This is a genomic window from Nitrospira sp. BLG_2 (assembly GCF_049222245.1).
On the sequence record NZ_JBLYIG010000485.1, the window covers coordinates 1 to 11,724 of the forward strand.

Annotated in this window: 10 protein-coding genes and 1 pseudogene; 10 read left to right on the top strand and 1 reads right to left on the bottom strand. The window is 57.8% G+C overall.

The annotated features are described in order from the left end of the window. The 9 genes and pseudogenes from ACOSYY_RS13265 to ACOSYY_RS13305 form a co-directional block, all read left to right on the top strand. Positions 1 to 317 (top strand): annotated as a pseudogene (locus tag ACOSYY_RS13265) (hypothetical protein); the annotation flags it as partial. 22 nt (positions 318 to 339) lie between these two features. After that, entirely contained in the window at positions 340 to 1,842 is a 1,503-nt protein-coding gene (gene nuoM / locus ACOSYY_RS13270) for an NADH-quinone oxidoreductase subunit M (protein WP_421662972.1), read from the top strand. A 2-nt stretch (positions 1,843 to 1,844) separates the two neighbouring features. Continuing rightward, the gene (locus ACOSYY_RS13275) at positions 1,845 to 3,296 is read left to right on the top strand and encodes an NADH-quinone oxidoreductase subunit N (protein WP_421662973.1); all 1,452 of its coding nucleotides are present in this window, start codon (positions 1,845 to 1,847) and stop codon (positions 3,294 to 3,296) included. A gap of 395 nt (positions 3,297 to 3,691) precedes the next feature. Beyond that, positions 3,692 to 4,108 carry an alcohol dehydrogenase catalytic domain-containing protein gene (locus tag ACOSYY_RS13280; RefSeq protein ID WP_421662974.1) on the top strand — a complete coding sequence of 139 codons (417 nt, stop codon included), beginning with the start codon at positions 3,692 to 3,694 and terminating at the stop codon, positions 4,106 to 4,108. Then, positions 4,038 to 4,667, top strand: coding sequence for a quinone oxidoreductase family protein (locus ACOSYY_RS13285; protein WP_421662975.1), 630 nt, complete (start codon positions 4,038 to 4,040; stop codon positions 4,665 to 4,667). Before ACOSYY_RS13280 ends, ACOSYY_RS13285 begins: the two co-directional genes overlap by 71 nt. 23 nt (positions 4,668 to 4,690) lie before the next feature. Next, positions 4,691 to 4,849 carry a YHS domain-containing protein gene (locus tag ACOSYY_RS13290; RefSeq protein WP_421662976.1) on the top strand — a complete coding sequence of 53 codons (159 nt, stop codon included), beginning with the start codon at positions 4,691 to 4,693 and terminating at the stop codon, positions 4,847 to 4,849. Between the two features lie 283 nt (positions 4,850 to 5,132). After that, entirely contained in the window at positions 5,133 to 5,648 is a 516-nt protein-coding gene (locus tag ACOSYY_RS13295; RefSeq protein ID WP_421662978.1) for a VOC family protein, read from the top strand. Positions 5,649 to 5,931: 283 nt separating this feature from the next. After that, entirely contained in the window at positions 5,932 to 7,647 is a 1,716-nt protein-coding gene (locus ACOSYY_RS13300) for a hypothetical protein (protein WP_421662980.1), read from the top strand. 195 nt (positions 7,648 to 7,842) lie between these two features. Further along, the gene (locus ACOSYY_RS13305; RefSeq protein WP_421662982.1) at positions 7,843 to 8,295 is read left to right on the top strand and encodes a VOC family protein; all 453 of its coding nucleotides are present in this window, start codon (positions 7,843 to 7,845) and stop codon (positions 8,293 to 8,295) included. 202 nt (positions 8,296 to 8,497) lie between these two features. Here ACOSYY_RS13305 and ACOSYY_RS13310 read toward each other — a convergent pair whose 3' ends face one another. Then, positions 8,498 to 8,812: a phosphoribosylpyrophosphate synthetase gene (locus ACOSYY_RS13310; RefSeq protein WP_421662984.1), complete on the bottom strand. Its 315-nt coding sequence runs from the start codon at positions 8,810 to 8,812 to the stop codon at positions 8,498 to 8,500. 624 nt (positions 8,813 to 9,436) lie between these two features. Here ACOSYY_RS13310 and ACOSYY_RS13315 point away from each other — a divergent pair. After that, a partial coding sequence (locus tag ACOSYY_RS13315; protein ID WP_421662985.1) for a glycoside hydrolase family 65 protein occupies positions 9,437 to 11,724 on the top strand: 2,288 nt, incomplete at its 3' end.

Genomic DNA, 11,724 nt, shown 5'->3' on the forward strand with positions numbered 1-11,724 from the left:
GTTGGTTTGCCCTTCGAGGCTGGGCTTTCAACCGGCTGTACGATCGACTGTTCGTCCGCCCCTACCTTGAAGCAGCGAGCGCGAGTCGGCACGATCTGTTCGATCGCGCATACGATCGGTTGTTGGTGCGTCCATTCCTCAGATTGGCTCAGATCAATAAGGATGATCTCGTTGATCGTCTCTACGATGGCCTCATGCGGCTGGGCCGGTTCGCCCATGAGCTGTTTCAGCGCATGCAGACGGGAGAAGTCCGTTGGTATGCGACGGTTCTGGCCGCAGGGTCGGTCACGATCGTCGCCCTCATCATATGGGGGTAAGGGGCAGAGGTAGGAGGATCACATGATACTCGCTTGGCTGATCATGATTCTCCCGCTCGCGGGCATGCTGGCATGGCTGTCCGAGCGCTGGGGACCGCGCTGGCCTCGTTGGATCGCCTTGGCGGCTTTGTCCGTCGATCTTGTCCTCGGCCTGGCCCAGTGGCTTACGTCCGCCGATCAACTCCAACTCTCCCGCCATGATGCCTGGATGGCAGAGGTGAATATTCCCTGGATCCCCCGTTTCGGAATCAGTCTCCATCTCGCGTTGGACGGATTGAGCCTCTTATTGGCCCTATTGACCCTGTTTCTCGGTATCGCGGCAGTCGCGGCTTCCTGGAGCGAGATCCGAGAACGAGTGGGATTCTTCCATTTCAATGTGTTGTGGGTTCTGGCCGGGGTGCTGGGCGTCTTTATGGCCATGGACCTCTTTCTTTTCTTTGTGTTTTGGGAAGTCATGCTCGTGCCGATGTACCTGCTCATCAGCATCTGGGGCCACGAACGCCGCGCCTATGCGGCGATTAAGTTTTTTATCTTCACTCAGGCCGGCGGTCTCCTGATGCTGATTGCGATCCTGGGCCTCTCGGTCATCCACTATCGGCAGACAGACGTCGTCACGTTCAATTACTTGGAGTTGCTGGGCACCACGATCGATCCGAACACGGAACTCTGGCTGATGCTGGGATTCTTTGCCGCCTTCGCCGTCAAGCTCCCGGCCGTGCCGATTCACACGTGGCTTCCCGATGCCCACACCGAGGCGCCGACAGGCGGCAGTGTCATCTTGGCCGGACTGCTGCTGAAGACCGGCGCGTATGGACTGCTGCGGTTCGCCATCCCGCTGTTCCCGGATGCCGCCATGACGTTTGCGCCGATCGCCATGCTGATCGGCGTGATCGGAATTCTGTACGGCGCATTGTTGGCCTTCGCGCAGCACGATTTCAAGCGGCTCGTGGCTTACAGCAGCATCGCGCATTTGGGATTCGTCCTATTGGGCATTTTTGCCTGGAATACGCAAGCTTTGGAGGGGGCCGTCATGCAGATGCTCGCGCACGGCATCAGCACGGGCGCCCTATTCATTCTCGCCGGCGCATTACAGGAACGCCTCCACACTCGCGACATGCGCCGCATGGGAGGACTCTGGGGAACGGTGCCGAAACTGGGAGGCATCACGCTCTTTTTTTCGATGGCGTCTCTGGGGATGCCCGGACTGGCCAATTTTATCGGGGAATTCCTCATACTGCTTGGAACCTATCATACCAGCGTCCCGCTGGCCGTGGCGGCGACGGTGGGCATCGTGGGAGCAGCCGTCTATTCACTCATCCTGATTCAACGAACCTTTCATGGCCACAACACTGAAGGCTGGAAGGTTCCGGATCTCTCGCGCCCCGCTGTTGCCTTGCTCGGTGTCATGATGGTGCTGCAACTCTGGATGGGACTCCATCCGCAGCCGGTGCTGAACACGGCATATCCGGCTCTCATCAGTCTCCAAGCCATCGTGGACGGCTCCCAGACCGTCTCGGCGAAATAGTCATGGTGACCGAGGATTTTCTCGCGCTCTTGCCGATTTTGCTGACGACGGCCACCGCCCTCGGGGTCATGATGATGGTGGCCTTTCGCCGCCATCATCTGATCACTGTCCTCACGGCCGTGTTTGGATATGGAGCGGCCTTCGCTGCGATCTTCCTTGCGGTCTCGGCAGCGCCCCGCCGCGTCACGTCGCTCCTCATCGTGGACTCGTACGCGCTCTTTTACATGGGGGTGATTCTGGTCGCGAGCGGCATCGTCGCCGCGCTCTCTTACGACTACCTGGAGAAAAGAAACGGGCAGCGCGAGGAATTCTATATCTTATTGCTCCTCGCGACGGTGGGCGCCGAAACCATGGTGGCCGCCGGTCATTTTGCATCGTTCTTTCTCGGCCTGGAGCTCCTTAGTGTGGCACTCTATGGGTTGATCTCGTACAGCCGGGAGGACTCTCGCTCGATTGAGGCCGGCATCAAATATTTGATGCTCTCCGCCGCATCGTCCGCTTTTTTGCTCTTCGGCATGGCCTTGATTTACCATGAGTCGGGAACTCTCCAATTCGCCCGCATGGCGATGCCGATCGTTGAGACGAATGCCGGTGCGCAAGGGATCGCCTTTCTCGCGGGAGTGGCGCTCATGATCACGGGTCTCGGGTTCAAGCTGGCGGTAGTCCCGTTTCATATCTGGGCGCCGGATGTGTATGAGGGAGCCCCGGCCCCGGTGACCGCCTTTGTCGCCACGGTATCCAAGGGCGCGGTGGTCGCGCTGTTGTTGCGGTTTTTTGTGCAGATCGACAGCCATCGGTACCCGTCGTTGTTGCTGACACTGAGCCTGATCGCGATTGCCTCCATGTTCGTCGGCAATCTCCTGGCGTTGCTGCAAGAAAACGTCAAGCGCATACTGGCCTATTCAGCCATCGCGCATTTCGGCTATATCGTGGTGGCGTTCGTGGCAAGCGGGCAATTGGCGGCGGAGGCGATCACCTTCTATGTCGTCGCCTATATTGTGACAGCGCTCGGCGCGTTCGGCGTTGTAACCGTTCTTTCCAAGGGAACGAGGGATGCCGATACGTTGGAAGATTATCGAGGGTTGTTCTGGCGTCGGCCGGCCCTGGCCGGTGTTTTTACTCTCATGCTGCTGTCGCTCGCGGGCATTCCGATGACCGCCGGGTTTATCGGCAAGTTTTTCATCATCTCGGCTGGCGTGCAGTCAGCCTTGTGGATGCTGATCATCCTGCTGGTGGTCAACAGCGTGATCAGCCTGTTCTATTACCTCAGAATCATCATCGCCATGACCGCCGATCTCCCATCACAGGTGTCCATCCATGGATCCGCCCAGGCCTTATCCTGGGAAGGTCCGGCGCTTCTGGCAGCGCTCACGGTCCTGCTCGTGTGGCTCGGCCTCTATCCACAGGGGTTCATTGCTCTCATTCAACACATATCCGAAGGGATGATGGGATAGTGACCTTCCCAGGCCAGCCTTAAGCCAGGGTGCTCAATAACTGTCTCGGCACGTTGTAAGCCATCTTCCCCGTCTCCTCACTCGATCGCCTCGGATTGGAACGTGTTCCGCACATCCCCTTCAATCTCTGATCGCATTGTCGCAGCAACTCCACGTCTCTATTTGACCATCGGACAGACTGCCCATTCATGGACAAGTTGTGTATGCGTTTCACACTGAGGATTGATGTGTCCGCGGTCGAACCTGTCAACAACTTCTAAGGCTGCGAAGTTATTTAGCAGGACGCAACGTCACACGAGCCGCTCACAGAAAGTCGCGGGTTCCAAACTTGCTAAAACAAGAGAGATGAAGTGAAATCTCTTGCTGCGTCTTGCTGAATCGCAAAGGAGACACACATGCATCAATCAATCCCGACAACCATGCGTGCCGCCGCGCTGGATCGCTTCGGCGGTATCGAGACCATTACGATGCGCCGGCTCCCCGTGCCCGAAGTCGGACCGGACGAGGTGCTGATCCGAATCGAGTCGGCCGGCGTGGCCCAGTGGGATCCGTTCGAGCGAGAGGGCGGATTCGCCAAGCTGTCGAAGACCGCGCCGACGTTCCCATATGTGCTCGGTTCCGATGGCGCGGGGATTGTCGCCGCCGTCGGCCAGCAGGTCAAGAGCGTTAAGAAAAGGAGATCGCGTGTATGCCGCGGCCCTTGCAAATCCCAAAGGTGGCTTCTATGCCGAGTACGCCTCCATGAAGAACGAGTATGTCTCGCGCATTCCCGACAAGCTCTCCACCGAACAGGCTGGCGCCGCGCTCTCTGACGGCATCACAGGCTTGCGCGGCTTGGACGACATCCTAAACCTCAAACGGGGTGAGTCGGTCATGATCTTCGGAGCAAGCGGAGGGATCGGGCATATGGCCGTGCAACTGGCCAAGCCCATGGGCACGCGAGTCTTCGCGGTCGCGTCCGGTGGCGATGGCATAGCGTTGGCAAAACGGTTGGGTGCGGATGTCGTGGTCGATGGGCACAAGGACGATGTGTTGGCAGCCGCTCGCAAGTTCGCTCCGGATGGTCTTGATGCCGCCCTCCTCACCGCCGGTGGTGAAGCGGCCGAGCGAGCGCTGACAGCGGTGCGCGACGGCGGGCGTGTTGCCTATCCCAATGGCATCGAGCCTGTGCCGAGAGCACCGTCGGGTGTGACGATCATCTCTTATGACGGTGAACCCGACCGACACATTGTCGAGAAGCTCAACCGTTTGATCGAGGCCGGCCCGTTCGAGGTCCACATCGCCCGTACATTTTCCCTTGACCAGGCGACCGACGCGCATCGGGCGCTTAATGAGCACTACGTGGGCAAGCTGGCGCTAAAGCCGAGCTGAACGGATAAAAAGGAGTGAATAATATGGCGACACAAACCGATCCGGTCTGCGGAATGCAGGTGGACGAAGAGAGCTCCGCCGGGGCATCCGAATACAAAAGAACTACCTATTATTTCTGTTCGCAAAGCTGCAAACAGAAGTTCGACGCAAACCCGGAGCAGTATGCCGGACAAGCCAGGTAAACGGGATCGAACGTGAGATCGGGAGTCGAAAGGTCAATGTCCAGCCGTGAAGCCGACGAACGCTTGTGATCGGCGATCGCCACATCGACGGCGCGGCCTGGTTCTCCCCTAACCCGATGGAAGACGCCGTGAAGGCGCGGCGGCTGATTGTGTGTTCCGCATCAGAATATTGTGCTCGAAGTCGATGGCGAAAAGGCCGCATGAGCCGGCGTTGCACGCGCATGGTCGAGACCAACGGAGAGACAAGGTCCTATCCGACCTCCAATAGAAAAGGAGCACGCCTATGGCCGTCAGCCTGAACCATACGATCGTTGCCGCGCAAAACAAAAAGAAGGCGGCGCTATTCTTGACTGAAATCCTGGGCCTCCCTCCGCCCTCGCTGCTTGGTCCGTTTGCAGGAGTAACGGTCGGCGATACCTCGCTGGACTATATGGAAACCGACGACGAGATCGTATCCCAACACTATGCCTTCCTGGTGAGCGAGATCGAATTCGACCAGATCTTCGAACGGATTCGTGAACGACGCCTCACCTACTGGGCCGACCCCTACCGCCAGGAACGCGACCAGATCAACGGCTGGGACGACGGACGCGGGCTCTATTTCGAGGATCCGAACGGCCACCTGCTGGAGATCATCACCCGCCCGTACGGTAGCGGTGGTCCAGCAGCGTCGCGACCTCACCCGTTGGTTGCGCGGAGCCTGGAACCGGAAAATCAACAAGCCGACTCCGGGCGTCGAGGAAAGAGTGGCGGAGGCAGGCTTGCCACCGCGGAGCAACAGGGTCGGCAGGGCGAATAGCAAGCGGATGGAGAAACTCGCGCCATCGTTAAAGGCGCGATAGAGCATACTCTACGATCATTCGCTAGAGCATCTCCTAGTTACATCGCGACGAATGGTTTGTTTGTTTGACTCATGGATCTGATGGTCTTTTCGGTAAATCCCCAATCAACGCCAAGCGCGCCTTCAACGCAACGATGAAGATGTCAAAGATCGACATCGCCGCGATTGAAGCCGCGCAAAGGGGTGATTGCCATGCGAACGGCAAACCCGATAAGCCACGTCCCGGTAAATGAGCTGCGGCATGACATTGACAGGCCCTCTTCATCTATACTTTTTGCTGGTCGCATGTCTGATCACAATGCCGGTGGCCCCCACCACCGCTCACCAGGCCGCCCAATCCCCATCCAACCCGGCGAACCAGGACGAGTTGGGAACGGTTGATTTCCCGACTTCCACTCGATCGAGAGAAGCCCAAGCACATTTCCTGCGCGGTGTCGCCGCCTTGCATTCATTCTGGTATCCGGTCGCGCTTGAGGAATTTCGCGCGGCCACCAAGATCGATCCCGACTTTGCCATGGGCTACTGGGGGGAGGCCATGGTCCAGAATCATCCGCTTTGGGGTGACCCGCAGGAAACCGAGGCGGCGCGCCGGGCTCTTGCGCGGATCACCATGACACCGGAACTCACCGTCCGTGAACGGGCGTACATCGAAGCAGTCACCGTTCTCTATGGTGAAGGAAACAAATCGTCTCGCGATCGGGCCTATGCGAGGGCCATGCAGAAGGTGTATCGCGACTATCCCGACGATATCGAAGCCGCATTGTTCTACGCCCTGGCCCTCCTGGGAAGCGCCGGAGATGGACTGCAGGGATCGCAGAAGCGCCTGCTCGCCGGCATGATTGCGTCAACCGTGTTCGGGCAGCAACCTCATCATCCCGGCGCGGCTCACTATGTCATTCACGCGTATGACAATCCCAAGGATGCTCATCGCGCCCTCGACGCCGCGCTCCTCTACGCCGACATCGCCCCCGCCGCTCCGCATGCGCGACACATGCCCGCCCATATCTTCGTCCAGCTGGGCATGTGGCCGGAAGCAGTCGCATCGAACCTGGCGGCTTGGGAGGCGTCGGACGCATGGGTCATGCAGAACGGGCATTCGCCGAGCAAACGCGATTATCATAGCCTGCAGTGGATGCAGTACGCCTACCTGCAATTGGGTCGGTACGAAAAAGCCGAGAGCCTATTGGACACCATGAGAAAGAGTTGGGCTGGATTCCCTAAGGACCAGCCGCGCAGTCTGTACGATGGCGGCTATATCTTGGCCAGGATGGCGGCATCCTATCTGGTTGAAACGCAACAGTGGGATAAGGCTGAAGCGATCCTCGGCCCGGCGCTTCCACTGAGCACCGGCGAATCGCCGGGAGCCGACACGTCTTCCAAAGCGTTTGCGACTCTCGCTCAGACCCCTATCATATTTGCCCGCGGGCTTGCCGCGGCGATGGAGAGGTCGGCGCTCCAAGCTCAAGAAAGCATCACGGCATTGCGGGCGATCAGCAGAGAGCCCGGTCCGGATTCCATGCCGTTCATGAAGGAGCTACGTCGCTCCGCTGAACTTCAAACCATGAAAATCGCCGCCGCGCTCGACATCGCGCAAGGGAAGCATGATGCCGCGATCAGAAAGATGGAACAGGCGACGGCACTCATCGATGCGGCCCCGCCGTCCGGGCCGCCGCCGTCGATCAAGCCGGTCCACGAACTATTCGGTGAAATTCTGTTGCGGGCCGGCCGGCCCGACGCCGCTGCCAAGCACTTTGACAAGGCGCTTGATCGTCACCCTGCTCGAGCTCGTTCTCTGCTGGGAGCGGCGGCGGCCGCTACGCAGAACGGAGACTCCCGCCAGGCGCTGACACTGTATTCGAAGTTCATCGATCAATGGCAGCACGCTGATCCACAGTTGGCCGAGCTTCAGGAGGCGCAAATGTATTTCCGGCAGAGTCGGGCGGAAGACGAGCATTGAGACGGAATCGCCCTCTCGGGCTTCGTTTCCTCAGTCTGTTGCTCGTCGCATTGGCGCATGTGCTGGAGCTGCAGAAAATGATATGAAACGCTATGCATAAGGTGAATCAAAGCTGATAAATAATCCAAAAAGCTTGGGAGGAACGTCCTCGTAAGGGGTACTGGATGACAGGCGGTTCATGAAAGGAGACCCATCATGGGAACCAAAGCCAAACCGATTCCCACAGGCTATCACACTGTGACACCGGTTCTGACCGTTCACGGGGCAGCCAAGTTGATCGACTTCCTGAAACAGGCGTTCGACGCAAAAGAAACCTTCCGTCTCCCCGGCCCGGACGGCGCGGTCATCCACGCCGAGGTGAAAATCGGCGATTCGATGATCATGCTCGGAGAAGCCACCGACCAATGGAAACCGATGCCGGCCACGGTCGCGCTCTATGTCGAAGACGCGGATGCCTGGTATCAGCGCGCGCTTCGGACCGGCGCCACATCCGTCAGAGAACCGAGCGATCAGTTCTATGGCGATCGCAGCGCAGGCGTCAAGGACTTTGCCGGTAACCACTGGTGGATTCACACACGCATAGAAGATGTGCCGCCGGATGAGATCAGGAAACGCGCCGAAGTGTGGATGAAGCAGAAGGGCTCGTGACCGTCTGATGGAGAACGATGCAGGCCGATCGTCGATGCAGAAGATCGGGTGTTGCTGTAATGAAGTCGGTGTATCCAAGCTGCATGAACAGGGTTCAAAGAGGCTTGTCTATCGAGTATGGACCTGTACGCGCGGAGATTGTCGGACCGACAAGACCGCCTCCCATCATCCAACGCGCATCCCTCCGCAAGCCATGTCTGGTTTACTCTCCGTGGCTGTCTTTCGTCTCCTTCAAGGCGGCACCAAGACCGGCTTCCGCATAGGCGCCGTACGCAGCGACCAGGAGCCCCTTGGTGCCATCCGGCCCTTCCAATGCATAGAGCACTGATGAATCATCGGGATCGGACATGCCTTCGAAACGATAATGGTCAACAATTCGCAGGTCTTCTCCCTTATAGGAACGACCTTCGGCGGCAATCGTGCGGGTCTTCTCGTCGTACGTGAAATGCGCCGCAAAGCCAAGCCGCCGCAAGGCCTCGACGGCTTGAGAGAGAGTCGAATAGAGATGCTTCGGCATTATTCAATGATCCAGATTGCCAGACCCTTCGCATCATAGAACAGACGGTCTGTTACACCGCGCATGATGGATCAGCATCGACTCATACCGCTTGGTCTCTTACCATACCCCACGCTTTTATCGCTGTTGCGCGACAACAGCCGGCGGAAGTCTCAGTTCCGTGGCGACATCTTATCGATCGCCGTAACCATGACGTAACTGGTGCTCTCCCTGGAAGTCGGATTCACGCGAGGTGGAGCTATTGAGATTCGTGAGGTGCCCGCCTGTCGCACGCCGACATAGATGCAGACGACCGATAGGATCTGCACGCCGATCTGGAAGAAGCCGATTTCGTGTTGGTTTTTCCCCTAAATGGAAGTTCATCTGCGTCTGGTCGGAACCGCAGCGAGCCTCAGCATATTCAAAGATCGCTTCGTTTGTCCTGACCCTCTCGAAGAATGATATGGACGTTTTTCCACGCCTGCCAGAGGATTACCGAGCGTATGGAACAGGAGCGATCTGTTGTGGTAAAAAATTTGGTGCAGTTGCCGCGATAATACTTGGGTGTACGCTGCCGTCTGAACCGGAAACCGAACTCTTTCCCGCGCCGCAGGCAAAGAACTGACCGGCGCTCCAGGTAATCTTATGCTCCATCGACCTCAATTCCACCTACCTCCTCATATCTATCCTCCGGATGAGTGGAACCTTATCGAGAAACAGTTCATGCCCGAGTTGCTTGAGCAAGACGAGACCATGTTTGCGCTCGGAAACGGCTATCTTGGTATGCGGGGGTGTTTCGAGGAAGGAGGACCAATCGGCCAGAACGGCACCTTTATCAACGGTTTTTACGAGAGCTGGCCGATCATATACCCCGAAGAAGCCTATGGCTTGGCGACGACAGGGCAAACGATCGTCAATGCGACCGACACCAAGATCATCAAACTGTACGTGGACGATGAGCCGTTTTGGCTACCCCATGCCAATGTCGGGAGTTTCAATCGGCGATTGAATATGCGGTCCGGAACATTGGACCGCGACATTCTCTGGGAAACACCGTCGGGAAAACGTGTGTCGATCACATCGCGCCGGCTCGTGTCCTTCGAGCACCGCCATCTGGCGGCCATTTTCTACCAGGTGACGATGTTGGATGCGGCCGCTCCGATCGTGCTCTCCGCCGAAATGATCGCGAACGAGCCCGCGAAAAGGCAAAACAATCATGATCCTCGACAATCGAAAGTGTTTGTTGAGAAAGTTCTCCATCACCGTATCAGCTATGCGAAAGACCGCCGGATCGTCCTGTGTCACGCCACGAACAAGAGCGGAATGATACTGGCTTGCGCGACCGATCATGTCCTGGATACTTCCTGCCAGGCGACGTGGACGGCTCGTTACACTGAAGATGCGGGCCAAGTAGTCGCGACCATCGATGCGATGCCCGGCCAGCCGATCACCCTGGTGAAGTACATGGCCTATCATACGAGCCACACGGCGCCTCCCGAGGAGATGTGCGCCCGCGTGGAGCGTACGTTGGACCGGGCGGTCGCCGACGGGTTTTCCGCTCTGCTTGTCGGCCAAGAGCGGTACATGGAAGATTTCTGGCAACGAAGCGACATCACCGTCACAACGAATCCGGCGCGAGCCAAGGCCTCCACGACCGCCGTCCAGCAGGCCACCCGATTCAATCTGTTCCATATCCTACAGGCATCCGCGCGCGCGGAGAACACAGGGGTGCCGGCCAAAGGCTTGACGGGGGGCGCCTATGAAGGGCACTACTTCTGGGACAGCGAAATCTATGTCTTGCCGTTTTTGATCTATACCGCGCCGCGGATCGCCAAAAATTTGCTGCGGTTTCGTCATGGCATGTTGGACAAGGCCCGGGGACGGGCGCGGCAGTTGAATCAACGGGGAGCCATGTACCCGTGGAGAACGATCAACGGCGAGGAGGCCTCGGCATATTATGCCGCAGGGACCGCACAATACCACATCAATGCCGACATTATATACGCGATGAGGAAGTACGTGCAGGCGACCGACGATGAGGAATTTCTTTTCGATGAAGGGGTTGAAATGTTGGTCGAAACCGCCAGGCTCTGGCTGTCGCTCGGTTTCTACTCGCTACGCCAAGACGGAAAATTCTGCATTCACTGCGTCACCGGTCCCGATGAATACAGTACGATGGTCGATAACAATGTCTATACCAATCTGATGGCACGTGAGAATCTTCGATACGCCGCCGAGACGGTGGAAAAGGTGCGGGAACGACGGCCGGATTTATTCACGGCACTGGAGCACAAGACCCGGCTGGAGGCGTCGGAGGTGGAGGATTGGAAGCGGGCCGCTGAACTCATGTATGTGCCTTACGATGAACGTCTGAAGATCACACCGCAAGACGATAAATTTTTGGAAGAAGAACCATGGGACTTCAAACACGTGCCGCCGGAGAAGTATCCGCTGCTGCTCTATTATCATCCGCTCACCATCTACCGGTATCAGATCATCAAACAGGCTGATCTCGTCCTCGCCATGCTGCTGCTCGGCCATGAGTTCTCTCCTGACCTGAAGCGACGAAACTTCGAATTTTATGATCCCATCACCACCGGAGATTCGTCACTCTCACCTTGCATCCAAAGTATCATGGCCGCCGAGGTCGGCGACATGGAGAAGGCCCTGGTGTATGCGAGGGTGGCGACCTTGATGGATTTGGGGGATGTGGCGGGAAATGTCAAGGACGGCTGCCATATTGCCTCCATGGGAGGAGTGTGGATGGTGTTCGTCTATGGGTTCGCGGGGCTGCGCGACTATTCCGGCAGACTGAGCTTTCGGCCGGCCTTGCCGGAACAGTTGGACTGTCTTCGATTCAGACTCGCATTTCAAGGACAGAGTCTTGAGATTGATGTCCGCCAAGACGCCACTCGCTATACGTTGAAAGCCGG

Coding starts and splice junctions, on each gene's coding strand:
- nuoM (WP_421662972.1), top strand. CDS start 340: ATGATACTCGCTTGGCTGATCATGATTCTCCCGCTCGCGGGCATGCTG.
- ACOSYY_RS13275 (WP_421662973.1), top strand. CDS start 1,845: ATGGTGACCGAGGATTTTCTCGCGCTCTTGCCGATTTTGCTGACGACG.
- ACOSYY_RS13280 (WP_421662974.1), top strand. CDS start 3,692: ATGCATCAATCAATCCCGACAACCATGCGTGCCGCCGCGCTGGATCGC.
- ACOSYY_RS13285 (WP_421662975.1), top strand. CDS start 4,038: ATGAAGAACGAGTATGTCTCGCGCATTCCCGACAAGCTCTCCACCGAA.
- ACOSYY_RS13290 (WP_421662976.1), top strand. CDS start 4,691: ATGGCGACACAAACCGATCCGGTCTGCGGAATGCAGGTGGACGAAGAG.
- ACOSYY_RS13295 (WP_421662978.1), top strand. CDS start 5,133: ATGGCCGTCAGCCTGAACCATACGATCGTTGCCGCGCAAAACAAAAAG.
- ACOSYY_RS13300 (WP_421662980.1), top strand. CDS start 5,932: ATGACATTGACAGGCCCTCTTCATCTATACTTTTTGCTGGTCGCATGT.
- ACOSYY_RS13305 (WP_421662982.1), top strand. CDS start 7,843: ATGGGAACCAAAGCCAAACCGATTCCCACAGGCTATCACACTGTGACA.
- ACOSYY_RS13310 (WP_421662984.1), bottom strand. CDS start 8,812: ATGCCGAAGCATCTCTATTCGACTCTCTCTCAAGCCGTCGAGGCCTTG.